This is a genomic window from Streptomyces sp. NPDC008121 (assembly GCF_042957155.1).
Taxonomy (GTDB): Bacteria; Actinomycetota; Actinomycetes; order Streptomycetales; family Streptomycetaceae; genus Streptomyces.
Genome location: NZ_JBIBHT010000003.1, coordinates 869,949 through 885,780, shown reverse-complemented (window position 1 = coordinate 885,780; position 15,832 = coordinate 869,949). Strand labels below are relative to the sequence as shown.

The window sequence follows — 15,832 nt, the reverse complement described above, 5'->3', positions numbered from 1 at the left end:
AGGAAACACGGCAATGCGGTCGACGGTCCGTCTGCGGATCCTCATCACATGTGGAGTTCTGGTGGCGGCCGGGGTGGGCGGCTGGCAGCTGCTGCCGTCCGACGACACCCGGACCGATCCCGTCAGCGTGGGCACCACCGACGAGGTGACCTCCCTGGACCCGGCCGGTGCCTACGACGCCGGCTCCTGGGCCATGTACAGCAACGTCTACCAGTCGCTGCTCACCTTCAAGACCGGGTTCACCACGCCGGTCCCCGACGCCGCCGAGCGCTGCGCGTTCGTCGGCGCGAAGCTCACGACGTACCGCTGCGACCTCCGCGACGACCTCACCTTCTCCAACGGCCGCAAGGTGACCGGCGAGGACGTGAAGTACTCGTTCGAGCGGATGATGCAGATCAAGGCGGACGTCGGTCCGAAGCCGCTCTTCCCGACCCTGAAGAGCGTCGTGGCCGACGGCCGGACGGTGACCTTCCAGCTCAGCGCCCGGGACGCCACCTTCCCGCTCAAGCTCGCCACGGGCGCCGGCTCGATCGTCGACCGCAGCCAGTACCCGGCGGGCAAGCTGCGCGGGGACCTCGCGGTCGACGGGTCGGGGCCGTACGTCCTCAAGGAGTACAAGCCCGGCGAGAGCGCGCGTCTGGAGCCCAACCCGCGCTACCGGGGCGCGGTCACCAGGACCGGTGGCCCGGTCGTCGTCAAGTACTTCGCCACCTCCGACGAGCTGGCTACGGCCTGGCAGGCCGGCCGGGTCGACGTGACGCACCGGCAGATGCCGCCGAAGTTCCTCTCGGACCTCGGCGAAACCAGGAAGAACAGCGGCCGGATCACGGAGGCGGACAGCCCCGAGATCCGCAACCTGAACTTCAACGTGCGCTCCGGCTCGCCGATGGCGGAGAAGGCGGTGCGGCAGGCCGTCGCGGCCGTGATCGACCGTCCGGAGATCGTCACCGGCGCCTACCAGGGCACGGTCGAGCCGCTGTACTCGCTGATCCCGCAGGGCTTCATCGGCCACAGCACCGCGTTCTACGACGCCTATCCCGAGCCGTCCGCGAAGAAGGCCAAGAGCCTGCTCGGGAAGGCGGACGTCGAGACGCCGGTGTCCTTCACGCTCGCGCACCGCAAGGACGCCGCCTACGCCGCCGAGGCCGCCGAGCTGAAGCGCCAGCTGGAGGAGACCGGCCTGTTCGAGGTCGAGGTCGTCGAGGCGGAGTGGCAGGACTTCCAGAAGGCGTACGCGAAGGGCGACTACGACGCCTACACCGTCGGCTGGCTCCCGGACTTCCCCGACTCCGACAACTTCACCGCCCCGCTGGTCGGCACCGGCAACAGCCTCCACAGCGGATTCGCCAACGGTCGGATCGACTCCCTGATCGCCGCGACCCAGCAGTACAGCGACCGCGCCGCCGCCGCCAACGACTTCGAGGCCATCCAGCTGGAGGTCGCGAAGGAGGTCCCGCTGGTGCCGCTGTGGCAGAAGAAGGACTACGTCCTGGCGACGGAGGACGTCGCCGGCTCGCAGTACCTGACCGACGGCACGGGCATCTGGCGGCTCTGGGAACTGACCTGGATCTAGGGTCCGGCCATGAACGAATCAAGAGCTTCCTGGACCAACACCACCCATGACTGGGCCGGCGCCGTGGACCCGGACCATCTCGGCCGGATACGCGTGGAGCCGGGGGAGTACGCGCCCGGCGGCCCGGGGCACCTCGTCCTGGAGGCCGTCGCCTACGCCGCCGACGAGGCGGCCTGCCGAGGGGGCGGGCGGTGCGTGATCACCCTGCACGGCGACGGCTCCGTCTCCGTGGCGGACGACGGGCGTGGTACCGACACGCGGGTCGACGAGCACGGCCGGATCGTGAAGAAGCCGGTGATGGCGACGAAGGACCTGAGGTTCTTCGACTCCCCGGACGCGGAACGGCTCCCGGACGGACACCCGCGGCGCGGCATGTCCGTCGTGGCGGCGCTCAGCACCTGGCTGATCCACACCAACCGCCGTCACCACGGCGCCTGGACCCAGCGCTACGAACACGGCGTCCCCGTGACCGACCTGGAACCGCTTCCCGCCGACGGGACCACCGGAACGCTCGTCCGGTTCCTGCCGGTCGCGACGCTCGGAGCGGACCGGCCGTGGAGCGCGGAGGACCTGACGCGATGGGCCGCGCACTGGCCCGGCCTGGAGGTCCGGCTCGACGACCGGCGCGACGGGGGCGCCGGCTGACAGGGCCGGGACGGACGCCCGAGGAGCGCGCCCGTGGCGCCCCCAGGTACCCGCGCCCGTCCTACTTCTCGGGCTTGGTGACGTCCTTGCCCGACGCCTTCTTGGACGGGACGCGCTTCGCGGTCTTCGTCAGGACCGCCTGCGGCTTGCCCGAGGCGGCCATGCCCGCGGCCGTCGGCATGAAGTCGGCCAGCAGGTCGTGGGTCTCCCGGACGAGCGGGCGCAGCAGACGGAAGCGGGAGAGGCTGATCGCCCGGGCGGTGACGGGGGAGAGCCGTTCGACCAGGCGCCGGCTGTTGGCGGCCCCCTCGGACCGGTCGTACACCCAGAACAGCACCAGGCCCATCTGCTGGAGCCACAGCAACTGCGGCAGGGGCTCGGCCAGTTCGGGGTCGATCTTCACCGACGCCCCGGAGATGACCCGGCGGTGGACGTCGATCGCGGCTTCGCGCGGGCCCTCCGACTCGGGGGAGAAGGGGCTGAGCGGGCTGTCCGGGTCGGCGGCGTTCTTGAAGAACTGGGCCGCGAACTCGTGGTACGGCTCGGCGATGTCGAGCCAGCCGAGGAGGACCCCGCGGATGCGGGCCGTGAGGTCCTTCTCGTCGCCGTCGAGGATTCCCTGGACCGCCGCCTGGTGTTCCTCGGCGATCCGGTCGTAGAAGCCCTGGACGAGGTGTTCCTTGGAGGAGAAGTAGTAGTACGCGTTGCCGACGGAGACCCCGGCCTCCTGGGCGATGGCCCGCATCGTCGTCTTGTCGTAGCCGCGCTCCCTGAAGAGCCGGAGGGCGGTCTCGAGGATGAGGGTGCGGGTCTGCTCGCTCTTGGGGGCCTTCGCCGGGGCCGTGGCCGGGGCTCCGGCCGGGGCCGTGGCGTCGGCCGTGGTCGGGTCCGGGGTCCCGTCGGGCTTCTCTTCCTTCGCGTCCTTCACAGTGCCCGAGCCTAACCGGGGACGCCGGGCGCCTCGCACCGCCCGTCCTCGCAGGGCGGTCCCTCGCCGTCCTTGAGCGCCTCGCGCCATTTCGCGGCGGCGAGGACGGTCGCCCGGGCGAAGGGCCGGCCGGCCGGTGTGGCCAGCCAGTGGGCCTTGGGCCGGTGTTCGGCCAGGGCCCACAGGCAGACGATCCAGGCGGAGACGGAGCGGTAGACCTGCCCCCGGTCCCCGATCACGGTGATCTCCCGCAGGGTGGACGCGTGGTCGAGGCCGGGGAAGCGCCGCCGGGCCTCGCGCGAGGCGGCCGGGACGAGGTCCAGCGGGACGAGGTGGCGCTGCCGCAGGAGCCAGTGCCGCAGGTGGACGCAGAGAGGGCAGTCGGCGTCGTACAGCACGGTCAGGCGGTGGACGGGCGTGGTCGGCCGTACGGCCCCCGCGCGGGCGGGGTGGCCGATGGGCCCGTGCGGCGGCGGTGCCGGTGCCCATCCCCATGCCTGTGCCGGTGCCTGGGCCGGTGTCGATGCCCGGGTCTGTCCCTGGTCCGGTGCCGGGGTCGTCATGGGTGCCTCACGCTCCGGGGGCGGGCGGCGCCCAGGCACCCGCGGCGGTCCCGGTCCAGCCCTGCGGCGGCACCGGCGGCACCTGCTCGCGCTCCATCACCCCGCGGCGGCGGATCTTGTTGAGGACGTAGACGTTGCCGAGGTGCATCACGCCGAGGACGAGCAGGACCACCCCGAGCTTGACGGAGAGGGCCTCGAAGAGCGCCCGGGCGTCGAGGACGGCGTCCTCCTGGCTCAGATAGAGCGCCACGAAGCCGAAGTTGACGAGGTAGAAGCCGACCACCAGGAGGTGGTTCACGGCGTCGGCGAGCTTTTCGTTGCCGTGCAGGACGTCGGCGAGGAAGACCTTGCCGTTGCGGCTGAGCGTACGGGCGACCCAGATGGTGAGGGCCACGCTGATCAGCAGGTAGACGATGTACGCGATGACAGTGAGGTCCATGCCCCACGCTCCCTTGAACGCGTTCAAATGCTGGCGTCTCCGACTGTAGGGCCTTCCTTGAACATGTTCAAGTGCGTTGAGGGGTTCGGTACGGGCCCGGGACCGAGGCCCGAAAAGCGGAGGCGGCGGGCGCGGTGGGCGCCTAGGGTCGCGCGGATGACGCTCTTTCACGACGTGGCCGGTGAAGGCCCCTCCGCCGTCGTCCTCCTGCATTCCGGTGTCTGCGACCGGCGCATGTGGGACGCGCAGTTCACGGCCCTGGCCGACGCCGGGCACCGGGTGGTGCGCTGCGACCTGCGCGGCTTCGGCGAGACCCCCGTCGACCGGCCGCACACGCACAGCGAGGACCTGCGCGACCTGCTGGACGCCCTCGGTGTCGAGCGGGCCGCCCTGGTCGCCTCCTCCTTCGGCGCCGTCGTCGCCCTGGAGTTCGCGGCCCGCCACTCCGGACGGGTCTCCGCGCTGGCGCTGCTCTGCCCCAACGCGCCCGACCACGAGCCGAGCGCGGAGCTGCGGGCCTGGGGTGCGCGGGAGGACGCGCTGATCGACGCCGGGGACCTGGACGCCGCCGTGGCGCTCAACGTCGACACTTGGCTCGGGCCGGAGGCGGGGGACGGGGCCCGCGCGCTGGTGGGCGCGATGCAGCGGCGCGCCTTCGAGGTCCAGCTGGCCGCGCCCGAGGAGTTCGATCCCGTCGATCCCGGGGTCGGCACGGCGGAACTGGCCGCGATCGACGTGCCCTGCCTCGTCGTCTCCGGCGCCCACGACATCCCCGACTTCCGCGCCGTGGCGGCCCGCCTCGCCGGCCTCCTCCCGGCGGCCCGCCTCCTCGAACTGGACTGGGCGGGCCATCTCCCCTCCCTGGAACGCCCGGAGGAGACGACGGGGCTGCTCGTGGAGTTCCTGGCCCCCGCCCGGGCGTCCTGACCGGCCGGTCGCATCGGAGCCCACCCGAAGCCGCCGACGGGCCTCCCACGGCCGCCGACGGGCCTCCCACGGCCGCCGAGGGGGCTTCCCCCGCCGCCGAGGACGCTCCCGCCGGCCGCACCGCGCGGTAGCGCCCCCCTCGGCCGGCGCGCCCGCCCCACACCCCCGGCTGGGCGCCCGGTCAGCGGGTGGTGCCGAAGCGCCGTACCCCCGGAACCAGTGCCGTGCCCAGGCAGCAGCCGCCCACCACCACCGCGGCCGTGATCAGCGGCACGCGCGGCCCCCAGGCGGAGGCGGCGAGCGGGGCGAGGGCGTAGCCCAGGGGCATCGCGGCCAGGGAGAGCAGCCAGTCGTAGGAGGTGACCCGGGCCAGCGCGTGTGCCGGGACCGCCTCCTGGACGGCGGTCTCCCAGACCGGCGAGAGGAAGCCGAGTCCGGCCTGCGCGATCCCGTACGCGGCGATGGTCACCGGCGCCGGGGCGGGGAGGGCGAGGAGCGCCAGCGGCAGGGCGTACGTCGCGAGGCCGAGGTTGGCCGCCAGGATCGGGCGCCGGGGCCGCATCCGGTCGGCCGTGAGGGCCCCGAGGAGGTAGCCCACGGCGCCGACCTGGAGGAAGACCACCCAGGCCGTGCGGCCGCCGAGTTGGGTGAGGGCGATGGCCGGGCCGAGGGTCATCAGGACGGCGGCGGCGCCGTTCCAGGCGCTGTGGCCGATGAGGCTGGTCCAGTACCAGTCGCGGGAGCGGACCTCCCGCCAGCCCTCGGCGAGGTCCGCGCGGAGGGAGCGGCGGGGGATCCGCACCCGTGTGACCCGTACGGCGCCGAGCAGGGCCGCGCTGAGCGCGAAGGTCGCCGCGTCCAGGACGAAGGCCCAGCCGGGCCCTACGGTCACGATCAGCGCGCCGGCGAGCGCGGGGCCGCCGATCCGGGTCGCGCTGTGGGCCACGCCGAGTGCGGCGTTGGCGCGTTGGAGCGCCTCGGGGGCGACCGTTCCCTTGACCAGCGGGGAGCCGGTGGGCATGGCGAAGGCCCCGGCGGCGCCGCCGGCCACCTCGGCGGCGGCGATGACCCAGAGGGTCGGCTCACCGCTCAGCAGCTGGACGCCGACGAGGAGTTGGGTGGCGCAGCGCACGAGGTCGCCGGCCAGGGCCACCGTACGGGCGTCGAAGCGGTCCGCGACGACACCGCCCACGGGCAGCAGGAGCAGCTTGGGGACCATCGCGCAGGCCAGGACGAGCGCGAGCGCCGAGGTCGAACCGGTCGCCTCCCAGACGGCGATGGCGAGTGCGGCGGGGATGGCCGCGTCCCCGAGGAGGGAGAGGGAGCGGGCGGTCAGGAGCAGCCGGAAGGGCCGGTCCCGCAGGGGGTGGGGTACGGCCTTCGGGGGTGCCGGGGCGGCTGCCGGGGGCGACGCGGACGCGGAGGGGTCGGGCATGGACACCAAGGTATTTCGATTCCGAATAATTCGGCAACGAAATATCACCGACGACGTAGTGCCGGGGGCCGACAGGCGCGGCGACGGCGCCTTCGAGAGCGGAGCGCCGGGGAGCCCCGACGTACCATCGGTCCATGGAGCCCACCCGGCCGTCCGGCCGCGACGAGCCCGCCGACTCCGCGCCGCGCCCTCAGTCGGCGGGACCGGCGCGGCGAGACTGGACCGACGAGCACGTGGAGCGCTGGCAGCCGGTGCTGCCGGGCCTCGATCCGGTCGTCGAGGGCGCGGTCACCCGGATGAAGAAGCTCTCCGTCCATCTGCGCCGGGTGCGCGAGCAGTCCCTGGTCGACTTCGACCTGGAGCGGCACGAGTTCGACACCCTGCACAAGCTGGCGGGCCGTGGCGGCAGCGCCGCGCCCTCCGAGCTGGCCAAGGACCTGGACCTCGCCCCGGCGTCGGTCAGCGGCCGTCTGGACGCCCTGGAGCGGCGCGGCTTCGTCCGCCGTACGCAGTCCACGACCGACCGCCGTCGCGTGGTCGTCGAACTCACCGCCTCCGGCCGCGAGACCTGGCTCGGCGCGATGGACGTCCTCGGCCACGAGGAGGAGCGTCTCCTTGGCGTCCTGGACGCCGAGGAGCGCGACCGGCTCAACGACATGCTCCGCCGGATCATGGTCGTCGCGGAGGAGCGCGGCGGCACGGAGGCCTGGCACGGCTGACCGCCGCTCGGCCCCACCGCTCACCCCACCCGGCCCGCGCCCCAGCCGACGCCCGCGCCCGGCCCGCGCCCGCTGCACGGCGGGCCCGACCCGCGGGACGTCGGCGCGTCAGACGCTTAGCGAGCGCGCGTAGTTGAGCTGTCCCATCACCCAGGCGAAGGTGTTCGGACCGGTCGCCGGGATCATCGTGGAGTGGTGGCGGCCGGCGCTGGTCACGGTGACCTGGATGAAGCCCGTCGTCTGCTTCTCCTTCATCAGCAGGAACAGCAGTCCCAGCAGGCAGAAGATGAAGAAGACGATGGCCAGCACGATGGCGGCGGCCGGGATCTTCTCCTCGGTCCGCGACATGTCCATCGCGTTCCACACCGCGCCCTTGAGCGGCAACGCCCCCGCGGGCGTGATGATCTGGTCCCCGACGACGGTGATGTCACCCAGGCTGAGCAGCGGCGCCCCGCCCTGGACGGCCGGCGGGTGCTGCGGCGGCACCGGCACGCCCGGCAGCGTCGGCTGGTACCCGGCGCCCGGCGCCGCGTGCGGGTAGCCGTAGGCCGGCGTGCCCTGGGGGTAGCCGTAACCGGGCGCCCCCGCCTGCCGATCGGGTCCCCACGTGTAATCCCCGTCCGCGTAAGGGTTCGGCTCGGTCATGACTCCCCGCTTTCCACAACGACAAAGGCCCGCTCCTGCACGCCGCAGCGTACAGAAGCGGGCCCCGGTCCCGAACCAGGTCTCAGAAGCGGCGCGTGATCAGCGCACGCTTGACTTCCTGGATCGCCTTCGTGACCTCGATGCCTCGCGGGCACGCGTCCGTGCAGTTGAACGTCGTACGGCAACGCCACACGCCGTCCTTGTCGTTCAGGATCTCCAGGCGCTGCTCGCCCGCCTCGTCACGCGAGTCGAAGATGAAGCGGTGCGCGTTGACGATCGCGGCCGGACCGAAGTACTGGCCGTCGTTCCAGAAGACCGGGCAGGACGACGTGCACGCGGCGCACAGGATGCACTTGGTGGTGTCGTCGAAGCGCTCGCGGTCCTCGGCGGACTGCAGACGCTCGCGCGTCGGCTCGTTGCCCTTGGTGACCAGGAACGGCATGACGTCGCGGTACGCCTGGAAGAACGGCTCCATGTCGACCACGAGGTCCTTGAGGACCGTCAGGCCCTTTATGGCCTCGACCGTGATCGGCTTCTCCGGGTTGACGTCCTTGATCAGCGTCTTGCAGGCGAGCCTGTTCTTGCCGTTGATCCGCATCGCGTCGGAGCCGCAGATGCCGTGCGCGCAGGAGCGCCGGAAGGTCAGCGTGCCGTCGACGTCCCACTTGATCTTGTGGAGGGCGTCGAGCACGCGCTCCTTGGGGTCGATCTCGATCGGGAAGTCCTCCCAGACCGCCGCGTCCGAGATCTCGGGGTTGAAGCGGCGGATCCGGAGGGTGACCGTGATGTACGGCGAGGCGGCGGAGTCCTTCTCCACCTTGTCCAGTACGGGGGTAGCCATCAGTACTTACGCTCCATCGGCTGGTAGCGGGTCTGGACGACGGGCTTGTAGTCGAGACGCACGGTCTCGGAGCCGTCGGCGCCGACCTCGCGGTACGCCATGGTGTGGCGCATGAAGTTGACGTCGTCGCGGTTGGGGTAGTCCTCGCGGTAGTGACCGCCGCGGGACTCCTTGCGCGCCAGGGCCGAGACGGCCATGACCTCGGCCAGGTCGAGCAGGTTGCCCAGCTCGATCGCCTCGAGCAGATCCGTGTTGAAGCGCTTGCCCTTGTCCTGGATGGACACGTTCAGGTAGCGCTCGCGCAGCTCGGCGATCTTGTCGACCGCCGTCTTGATGGTCTGCTCGGTACGGAACACCATCACGTTGGCGTCCATCGTCTCCTGCAGCTCCTTGCGGAGGACGGCGACCCGCTCCGAACCCGTGGAGGCGCGCAGCCGCTCGACCTGCTCGGCGACGAAGGAGGCCGGGTTCTCGGGCAGCTCGACGAAGTCGGCCTTGGCCGAGTACGCGGCGGCGGCGAGGCCGGCGCGCTTGCCGAACACGTTGATGTCGAGGAGCGAGTTGGTGCCCAGGCGGTTGGCGCCGTGCACCGAGACGCAGGCGACCTCGCCCGCCGCGTACAGGCCCGGGACGACGGTGGTGTTGTCGCGCAGGACCTCACCCTCGACGTTGGTCGGGATGCCGCCCATGGCGTAGTGCGCGGTCGGCTGGATCGGGATCGGGTCCGTGTACGGCTCGATGCCGAGGTACGTCCGCGCGAACTCGGTGATGTCCGGGAGCTTGGCGTCGAGCTGCTCCGGCGGGAGGTGCGTCAGGTCGAGGTAGACGTGGTCGCCCTCGGGGCCGCAGCCGCGGCCTTCGCGGATCTCCGTGTAGATGGAGCGCGAGACGACGTCACGGGACGCGAGGTCCTTCATGACCGGCGCGTACTTCTCCATGAAGCGCTCGCCGTCCTTGTTGCGGAGGATGCCGCCCTCACCGCGGGCGCCCTCCGTCAGCAGGATGCCCATGCGCCAGATGCCCGTCGGGTGGAACTGGAAGAACTCCATGTCCTCCAGCGGCAGGCCGCGGCGGTAGCAGGCCGCCTGGCCGTCACCGGTCAGGGTGTGCGCGTTCGACGTCACCTTGAAGAACTTGCCGGTGCCGCCCGAGGCGTAGATGACGGCCTTGGCCTGGAAGATGTGGATCTCGCCGGTGGCCAGCTCGTAGGCGACCACACCGGCCGACTTCTTGACGCCGTCGACCTCGGTGATCAGCTGGTCCAGGACGTAGAACTCGTTGAAGAACTCCACGCCCTCCTTGACGCAGTTCTGGTACAGCGTCTGGAGGATCATGTGGCCGGTGCGGTCCGCGGCGTAGCAGGACCGGCGGACCGGGGCCTCGCCGTGGTTGCGGGAGTGACCGCCGAAGCGGCGCTGGTCGATGGTGCCGTTCGGGGTCCGGTTGAACGGCAGGCCCATCTTCTCCAGGTCGAGGACGGCGTCGATGGCCTCCTTCGCCAGGATCTCGGCGGCGTCCTGGTCGACCAGGTAGTCACCGCCCTTGACCGTGTCGAAGGTGTGCCACTCCCAGTTGTCCTCCTCCACGTTGGCGAGCGCGGCGGCCATGCCGCCCTGCGCCGCACCGGTGTGGGAGCGGGTGGGGTAGAGCTTCGTGAGCACGGCGGTGCGGCTGCGCTTCGTCGCCTCGATGGCGGCGCGCATGCCGGCGCCGCCGGCGCCGACGATGACGGTGTCGTACTTGTGGATCTTCATGACGTGGATTACCTCAGCCCCGTGCCTAGCGGATGTTCGGGTCGAAGGTGAAGATCACCAGCGTGCCCAGAAGGATGGTGAACACCGTGGCGGTGTACAGCAGGCCCTTGAGCCACAGGCGCGTGTTGGCGCGCTCCGCGTAGTCGTTGATGACCGTGCGGAGGCCGTTGGCGCCGTGGAGCATGGCCAGCCACAGCATCAGCAGGTCCCAGACCTGCCAGAACGGGGACGCCCAGCGGCCCGCCACGAAGGCGAAGCCGATCTTGGAGACGCCGCCGTCCAGGAAGAGCTGGATCAGCAGGTGGCCGAGGACGAGGACGACGAGGACGACGCCGGACAGCCGCATGAAGAGCCAGGCGGCCATCTCGAAGTTGCCGCGGGTCGCCCGCGGGGTGCGGCCCGTGCGCTTGCGCGGGGCCTCGATGTACGGCGCGGGGTTGTCCACGTCGTAGTGGGCGCCGCCCTCGACGGGGCCGATCGCGGTAGAGGTGTCAGCAGACATGTCTGGCGTCAGCTCCCGAACAGTTCACGTGCGGCGTGGCCGAGGACGGGATACACAGAGCCCGCCATCAGCACGACCCAGATGCCCACGACGGTCCAGAGCATCTGCTTCTGGTAGCGCGGGCCCTTGGACCAGAAGTCCACGGCGATGACCCTGAGGCCGTTCAGCGCGTGGAAGAGAATGGCGGCGACGAGGCCGTACTCAAGGATGGCGACGATCGGCGTCTTGTACGTGGCCACGACCTCGTCGTAGGCCTCGGGGGAGACGCGGACGAGAGCGGTGTCCAGCACGTGTACGAACAGGAAGAAGAAGATGAGGACGCCGGTGACTCGATGAGCCACCCAGGACCACATTCCTTCCCGGCCGCGGTACAGCGTTCCAGCCGGCACGGAAAAACCCTCCGGGAGCGGGGATCAGGGTCGGCCGGCTTCAGTGTCGGTCTGACCCGGCCGGGTACGGTCCACCGGCCCTGGTCATCGTAGCGACGACTTGTCGGTTCGCTCGCGCGGGGTCCATAGGTGTGATCAAACAGGCACGGACGGGCTATCGCACAAGCCCGGATCACCGCATAACGGACAGATTTCGGTGGGAGACGAGCTGGACGAGGCGGGCCCGGGCGAGTCGGCGCAGTTCGTCCGCGGTGATCGCGCGCTCCTCGTCCCGTTCGTTGCCGAGCCGTGACCGGAGGGCGGCGAGGACCTGGTCGAGGCGTTCCCCGGGCCGCACTCCGTCGAGGCTGATCACGAAGGCGTGCCCGAAGCGGCTCTCGTAGGCGCCGCGGGCGGCCAGCAGGGCGGTGTGGGCCGCGGGCGGCGCGTCGGGGTGCAGCGCGGCGCTGGCGGCCGAGGACTCGCCGGCCAGCGCTTCGTCGAGATCGGCGAAGGACAGGTCGTATCCGGCCTCGTCGGAGGCGGCGAGCAGGGCGTCCAGCGTCGGGTACGGGCGGTGCGCGGCCACCCGTTCGGCCCAACGGCGGCTGCCGCAGCAGCCGAGGAGCAGCTCCTCGACGACGCTGGGCGGGGCGACGTTGAAACGCAGGAGGCCGGTGGGGTGCCGGTGGCCGCCCTGGCGGGCAGGTATGGCGGGGGAGCCCAGGGTCCGGGAGAGGGCGTGGGTGTCGCTGGTCAGCGTGGGCTCCGGGAAGGGTGGGGTGGGTGTGGCGCAACGTTATCGACGGGGAGAGGGAAGCGTCCGACGGATGCGCGAATTTCACCCGGAAGGGAGAGTTTCGGATACGGCGGTGGACGTTTCGGACCGAGTCGGGTGGTGAGTCCGGTTCCGCCGAATGGCCCCGTTCCGTTTCCTGAGGGAGGATTCCGAGTGATGCGGTACTCCATATGGGGGTCCCACACGGGCCCCGCTCTCCTGGCGGCCGTGGTGGCATCGGTCACCGTGGCGGCCTGCTCCGGCGGGTCGTCGCAGGGCGCGTCCGGGACGGTCTCCGCGCCGTCCTCCACCGTCGGCGCGCCGCCGACGCCGACGCCACCGCCGGAGACCGGCCCCAGCCCCACGCCGACGCCCACCCGGACGTATCCCCTCTCGTCCGCCCCCCTCACCGTCCCCGCCGTCGCCTCGCACGAGCCGGCCCGGGGCCCCGGCTGGCGGCCGGCCCCGAGCGCGGGTGTCGTCGTCGCCAAGGGCAGCGAGCGCCTCGCCGACGAGGGCAGGCTCCTCGCGGGCGAGCTGAGGATCCCGTACCGAGGGGTGGCGGCCGTCCGTTCCGGCGATGTCGAGCTGGCGCTGGGCGGGAAGGGCGCGGCCGAGTCGTACACCCTCACCACCCGCGACAACCGCGTCCGGATCACCGGCCCCGACGAAGCGGGCGTCTTCTACGGCACCCGCACGCTCAAGCAGTCCGTCAAGGGCTCGGGGGCCATGCCCGAGGGGGTCGTGAACGACCGGCCCGCCAAGCCGCAGCGCGGACTCAGCCTCGACACCGCCCGCAAGAACTTCGACGCGGGCTGGATCGAGGACCGCATACGCGAGATGGGGGACCTCAAGCTCAACCAGCTCGGCCTCCACTTCTCCGACGACCAGGGGTTCCGGATCGCCTCCGACACCCACCCCGAGATCGTCTCCGCCGAGCACCTCACCAAGGCCGAGGTGCGCCGCATCATCGCCCTCGCGGCGAGCCGGCACATCACCGTCGTGCCCGAGATCGACTCGCCCGGACACCTCGGGGCCGTGCTCCGCGCCCACCCGGACCTCCAGCTGCGCAACGTCCAGGGCACCCCGCGCGAGGGGGCCATCGACATCTCCAAGCCGGGAGCGGCGGCGATCGTCGACGACCTGCTGCGCGAGTACTCCGCGCTCTTCCCAGGCCGCTGGTTCCACGTCGGCGCGGACGAGTACCAGGCGCTGACCGTGAGCGACCCGGCCGCCTCCTACCCGCAGCTCGCCACGGCGGCCCGCGAGAAGTACGGAGCGCGGGCCGGGGTGCAGGACCTCGCCGAGGGCTGGCTCAACGACCGGGCGGCGGTCGTCCGCGCCGCGGGCAAGACGGCCAAGGCCTGGAACGACGGCTTCTTCCGGGGCGGGATCGTGCACGCCGACAAGAACATCGAGGTCGAGTACTGGACCGGCAAGGAGATCGGGGCCCGGCCGCCGGCCGAGTACCTGAGCGAGGGCCGCCCGGTGGTCAACCTCAACGACGAGTTCCTCTACTACGTCCTCGGCGAGCCGAACGACTTCACGTACCCCACCGGCGAGCGGATCTACGAGCAGTGGACTCCGCGCGTCCTGCGGGGCACGACCGCGGTCCCGGAGCGGTACGACTCCCAGATCCTGGGCGGCCTGTTCGCGGTCTGGTGCGACCTGGCGGGCGCCCAGACCCAGGCGCAGGTGGCGGACGGGATCCGGATGCCGCTGACGGCGACCGCGCAGAAGCTGTGGGACGAGCGCGCGCCCACGATGAGCTGGGAGCGGTTCCGGGCGCTGGCGGCGGAGGTGCGCTGAGCCTCCTCGGAAGCGCGGCCGTGGCGGACGGCGGCGTCGTCGTCCGCCACTTCGCTGCGTCGGCCGACGTCGGACCCCTATGCAGCACGCCCGGGCCACTGGCATGATTCCGGCCTCGCAGTGACGTCATCGCGCCAAGCGGCGCAGTAAGAGGAGAACTGCGTCCGCAATCGGGAGGCCTCCATGAGCCTGCTGGAACTGATCGACCGGGCCGACGAACGGGCCCTGGCCGCGGCCGGGCTCGCCTGCCTGGACCGGTGCCTGCCGCTGCTCGCGCCCGACGGCGGCGAGTCGCTCCGCCCCGTCTGGGCGGCGGTGGCCCGGGGCGACGGCGGGGCGTGGGGCGAGGCGCTCGCCAAGGCCGGCGTCGAGCTGGACGAGGCGCCCGCGGACGACGAGGGGGCCCGGCTCGTCCGGGAGATGCTGGGCGCCGCCCCCGCCGCCTGGACCGCACCGGACCTGCGCGCCTGGGCCTCGGGCTGCTCCGCCACCTCCCTCACCCTGCACGGGCGGTACGACGGGGCCGGCGGCGCGCCCGAACTGGTCGAGGCCTGCCGCTCCGGCGACCCGTCGGGCGCCGGGCCGCTGCTCGCCGGTGAGCTGCGCCGCCAGCACGCCGTCCTCGAATCCGTCGCCCACGGCCCGACCGGCCTGCGCCGGGCCCGCGAACTCTCCAAGGAAGGCGGCCGGGTCCTGCGCGCGGTGGTCTCCCGCCGGGCCCGCACGGCCTGACCGACGGGTGACCCGTACGGGCGGGGCGGCGGGGTGACCCGTACGGGCGGGGCGGCGGGGTGACCCGTACGGGCCGAGCCCGGGCCCTGCGGTCTGATCCTTACGCCTGGCCCTAGGGGTCCGGCCCCTACGGCCTGGTCCGTACGGGTGGAGCCGGGGAGCCTGGTCACGCCTCCTGGACCGGCATGGCCGAGGCGATCGTCTCGGCGATCTCGCTTTCCGCGCGGGCCTTCTCCAGGCCGAGGCCCGTCAGGACGCCCTTGCCGTCCTCGAACTCCAGCAGCGCCAGCAGGATGTGCTCGGTGCCGATGAAGTTGTGGCCGAGGCGCAGGGCCTCGCGGAACGTCAGCTCCAGGACCTTCTTCGCGCCCGCGTCGTACGGGATGAGCCCGGGCACCTCCTCCACGGCCGGCGGCAGCGTCGCCGTGACGGCCTCGCGCACCTGCTCCGGGGTCACGCCCCGCGAGGTGATCCAGTGGACGGCGAGGCCCTGCGGCTCGGAGAGGAGGCCGAGGGCCAGGTGGGCGGGGAGCGTCTCGGCGTTGCGCGCGGCCGAGGCCTCGTTGTGCGCGGCCATCACGACGTTCCTGGCCCGGGGGGTGAAGCGGTTGAAGCCCTCGCTCGGGTCGAGGGCCGCGGACTCGGCGCCCTTGGGATCCTTGGGTACGAAGCGCTTCTGGGCCGCCTGCCTGGTGACGCCCATGCTCTTGCCGATGTCGGTCCAGGAGGCGCCCGAGCGCCGGGCCTGGTCCACGAAGTGGCCGATGAGGTGGTCCGCGACGTCGCCGAGGTGGTCCGCCGCGATGACCGCGTCCGAGAGCTGGTCGAGCGCGTCGGTGTGGACCTTCTTGATCGCTTCGATGAGGTCGTCGAGCCGGACGGGATGGGTCGTGCCGACTGGTTTCGTCATGGGTGCAACCCTAGGTTGACACTGCGCGGGTGTCAACCATCAGTTGACACTGCACGGGTCTCGTCATGGCCTCTTTGGCGACGCGCGAGCACGCCCTCGTCGGGGCGGGGGGCAAGGGAGTTCCGGGGCGCGGACATCCGACGTCATGGCGCCGGTGCGCGGGGGTATCCGGGGACATTCGCGGGGATACCCGGGGACAAGGGAAGACGACCGGGGCCGCCACCCCCCACAGGAGAGGCCCCGGTCGTCGTCCGACGGGGCCGC

General features: G+C 71.9%; 17 protein-coding genes. 6 read left to right on the top strand and 11 right to left on the bottom strand.

Annotated elements, in window-relative coordinates:
- Positions 1 to 13 precede the first annotated feature (13 nt).
- Complete coding sequence (locus ACFZBD_RS14065; RefSeq protein ID WP_391139595.1) at positions 14 to 1,573, top strand: ABC transporter substrate-binding protein; 1,560 nt, start codon at positions 14 to 16, stop codon at positions 1,571 to 1,573.
- A 9-nt stretch (positions 1,574 to 1,582) separates the two neighbouring features.
- The gene (locus ACFZBD_RS14060; protein ID WP_391139594.1) at positions 1,583 to 2,218 is read left to right on the top strand and encodes an ATP-binding protein; all 636 of its coding nucleotides are present in this window, start codon (positions 1,583 to 1,585) and stop codon (positions 2,216 to 2,218) included.
- A 61-nt stretch (positions 2,219 to 2,279) separates the two neighbouring features.
- Here the strand turns inward: ACFZBD_RS14060 and ACFZBD_RS14055 are convergent, their stop codons facing one another.
- The 3 genes from ACFZBD_RS14055 to ACFZBD_RS14045 all read right to left on the bottom strand — a co-directional run bounded on the left by ACFZBD_RS14055 (position 2,280) and on the right by ACFZBD_RS14045 (position 4,148).
- On the bottom strand, positions 2,280 to 3,017 hold the full coding sequence (locus tag ACFZBD_RS14055; protein WP_391139697.1) for a TetR family transcriptional regulator: 738 nt from the start codon (positions 3,015 to 3,017) through the stop codon (positions 2,280 to 2,282).
- 140 nt (positions 3,018 to 3,157) lie between these two features.
- A complete protein-coding gene (locus tag ACFZBD_RS14050; protein WP_391139696.1) occupies positions 3,158 to 3,604 on the bottom strand; it encodes a DCC1-like thiol-disulfide oxidoreductase family protein in 447 nt (148 codons plus the stop codon).
- 112 nt (positions 3,605 to 3,716) lie between these two features.
- Entirely contained in the window at positions 3,717 to 4,148 is a 432-nt protein-coding gene (locus ACFZBD_RS14045; protein WP_391139593.1) for a hypothetical protein, read from the bottom strand.
- A gap of 156 nt (positions 4,149 to 4,304) precedes the next feature.
- Here ACFZBD_RS14045 and ACFZBD_RS14040 point away from each other — a divergent pair, with 156 nt between their 5' ends.
- A complete protein-coding gene (locus tag ACFZBD_RS14040) occupies positions 4,305 to 5,075 on the top strand; it encodes an alpha/beta fold hydrolase (RefSeq protein WP_391139592.1) in 771 nt (256 codons plus the stop codon).
- 181 nt (positions 5,076 to 5,256) lie between these two features.
- On the opposite strand, the gene ACFZBD_RS14035 is transcribed toward ACFZBD_RS14040, so the two are convergent.
- On the bottom strand, positions 5,257 to 6,510 hold the full coding sequence (locus tag ACFZBD_RS14035) for an MFS transporter (protein WP_391139591.1): 1,254 nt from the start codon (positions 6,508 to 6,510) through the stop codon (positions 5,257 to 5,259).
- Positions 6,511 to 6,644: 134 nt separating this feature from the next.
- Here ACFZBD_RS14035 and ACFZBD_RS14030 point away from each other — a divergent pair, with 134 nt between their 5' ends.
- Positions 6,645 to 7,229 carry a MarR family transcriptional regulator gene (locus ACFZBD_RS14030; protein WP_391139590.1) on the top strand — a complete coding sequence of 195 codons (585 nt, stop codon included), beginning with the start codon at positions 6,645 to 6,647 and terminating at the stop codon, positions 7,227 to 7,229.
- A 108-nt stretch (positions 7,230 to 7,337) separates the two neighbouring features.
- On the opposite strand, the gene ACFZBD_RS14025 is transcribed toward ACFZBD_RS14030, so the two are convergent.
- The 6 genes from ACFZBD_RS14025 to ACFZBD_RS14000 all read right to left on the bottom strand — a co-directional run bounded on the left by ACFZBD_RS14025 (position 7,338) and on the right by ACFZBD_RS14000 (position 11,970).
- Positions 7,338 to 7,874 (bottom strand): hypothetical protein, encoded by a 537-nt coding sequence (locus tag ACFZBD_RS14025; RefSeq protein WP_391139589.1) that lies wholly within the window; start codon positions 7,872 to 7,874, stop codon positions 7,338 to 7,340.
- 82 nt (positions 7,875 to 7,956) lie between these two features.
- A complete protein-coding gene (locus ACFZBD_RS14020; RefSeq protein WP_391139588.1) occupies positions 7,957 to 8,715 on the bottom strand; it encodes a succinate dehydrogenase iron-sulfur subunit in 759 nt (252 codons plus the stop codon).
- Positions 8,715 to 10,469, bottom strand: coding sequence for a succinate dehydrogenase flavoprotein subunit (gene sdhA, locus ACFZBD_RS14015; protein ID WP_391139587.1), 1,755 nt, complete (start codon positions 10,467 to 10,469; stop codon positions 8,715 to 8,717). The genes ACFZBD_RS14020 and sdhA overlap by 1 nt, the downstream gene beginning before the upstream one ends.
- A gap of 25 nt (positions 10,470 to 10,494) precedes the next feature.
- The gene (locus ACFZBD_RS14010) at positions 10,495 to 10,971 is read right to left on the bottom strand and encodes a succinate dehydrogenase hydrophobic membrane anchor subunit (protein ID WP_391139586.1); all 477 of its coding nucleotides are present in this window, start codon (positions 10,969 to 10,971) and stop codon (positions 10,495 to 10,497) included.
- An 8-nt stretch (positions 10,972 to 10,979) separates the two neighbouring features.
- Positions 10,980 to 11,360 carry a succinate dehydrogenase, cytochrome b556 subunit gene (gene sdhC / locus ACFZBD_RS14005; RefSeq protein WP_391139585.1) on the bottom strand — a complete coding sequence of 127 codons (381 nt, stop codon included), beginning with the start codon at positions 11,358 to 11,360 and terminating at the stop codon, positions 10,980 to 10,982.
- Between the two features lie 172 nt (positions 11,361 to 11,532).
- Positions 11,533 to 11,970, bottom strand: a complete 438-nt coding sequence (locus ACFZBD_RS14000; protein ID WP_391139695.1) for a 2-oxo-4-hydroxy-4-carboxy-5-ureidoimidazoline decarboxylase — start codon at positions 11,968 to 11,970, stop codon at positions 11,533 to 11,535.
- 324 nt (positions 11,971 to 12,294) lie between these two features.
- Between ACFZBD_RS14000 and ACFZBD_RS13995 the strand changes: the two genes are divergently transcribed.
- Together ACFZBD_RS13995 and ACFZBD_RS13990 are read left to right on the top strand one after the other, a co-directional pair.
- Positions 12,295 to 13,926 carry a family 20 glycosylhydrolase gene (locus ACFZBD_RS13995; RefSeq protein ID WP_391139584.1) on the top strand — a complete coding sequence of 544 codons (1,632 nt, stop codon included), beginning with the start codon at positions 12,295 to 12,297 and terminating at the stop codon, positions 13,924 to 13,926.
- A 183-nt stretch (positions 13,927 to 14,109) separates the two neighbouring features.
- The gene (locus ACFZBD_RS13990) at positions 14,110 to 14,658 is read left to right on the top strand and encodes a hypothetical protein (protein WP_391139583.1); all 549 of its coding nucleotides are present in this window, start codon (positions 14,110 to 14,112) and stop codon (positions 14,656 to 14,658) included.
- A 166-nt stretch (positions 14,659 to 14,824) separates the two neighbouring features.
- Here the strand turns inward: ACFZBD_RS13990 and ACFZBD_RS13985 are convergent, their stop codons facing one another.
- Complete coding sequence (locus ACFZBD_RS13985) at positions 14,825 to 15,568, bottom strand: Clp protease N-terminal domain-containing protein (protein ID WP_391139582.1); 744 nt, start codon at positions 15,566 to 15,568, stop codon at positions 14,825 to 14,827.
- Positions 15,569 to 15,832: the final 264 nt, after the last annotated feature.

Bases quoted from the DNA above. Each gene is read 5' to 3' on its own strand.
- ACFZBD_RS14010 (WP_391139586.1), bottom strand. From the start codon at position 10,971: ATGTCTGCTGACACCTCTACCGCGATCGGCCCCGTCGAGGGCGGCGCC.
- ACFZBD_RS14030 (WP_391139590.1), top strand. From the start codon at position 6,645: ATGGAGCCCACCCGGCCGTCCGGCCGCGACGAGCCCGCCGACTCCGCG.
- ACFZBD_RS14025 (WP_391139589.1), bottom strand. From the start codon at position 7,874: ATGACCGAGCCGAACCCTTACGCGGACGGGGATTACACGTGGGGACCC.
- ACFZBD_RS14065 (WP_391139595.1), top strand. From the start codon at position 14: ATGCGGTCGACGGTCCGTCTGCGGATCCTCATCACATGTGGAGTTCTG.
- ACFZBD_RS14035 (WP_391139591.1), bottom strand. From the start codon at position 6,510: ATGCCCGACCCCTCCGCGTCCGCGTCGCCCCCGGCAGCCGCCCCGGCA.
- ACFZBD_RS14020 (WP_391139588.1), bottom strand. From the start codon at position 8,715: ATGGCTACCCCCGTACTGGACAAGGTGGAGAAGGACTCCGCCGCCTCG.
- ACFZBD_RS14060 (WP_391139594.1), top strand. From the start codon at position 1,583: ATGAACGAATCAAGAGCTTCCTGGACCAACACCACCCATGACTGGGCC.
- ACFZBD_RS14040 (WP_391139592.1), top strand. From the start codon at position 4,305: ATGACGCTCTTTCACGACGTGGCCGGTGAAGGCCCCTCCGCCGTCGTC.
- ACFZBD_RS14045 (WP_391139593.1), bottom strand. From the start codon at position 4,148: ATGGACCTCACTGTCATCGCGTACATCGTCTACCTGCTGATCAGCGTG.
- ACFZBD_RS13995 (WP_391139584.1), top strand. From the start codon at position 12,295: ATGCGGTACTCCATATGGGGGTCCCACACGGGCCCCGCTCTCCTGGCG.
- sdhA (WP_391139587.1), bottom strand. From the start codon at position 10,469: ATGAAGATCCACAAGTACGACACCGTCATCGTCGGCGCCGGCGGCGCC.
- ACFZBD_RS13990 (WP_391139583.1), top strand. From the start codon at position 14,110: ATGAGCCTGCTGGAACTGATCGACCGGGCCGACGAACGGGCCCTGGCC.
- ACFZBD_RS13985 (WP_391139582.1), bottom strand. From the start codon at position 15,568: ATGACGAAACCAGTCGGCACGACCCATCCCGTCCGGCTCGACGACCTC.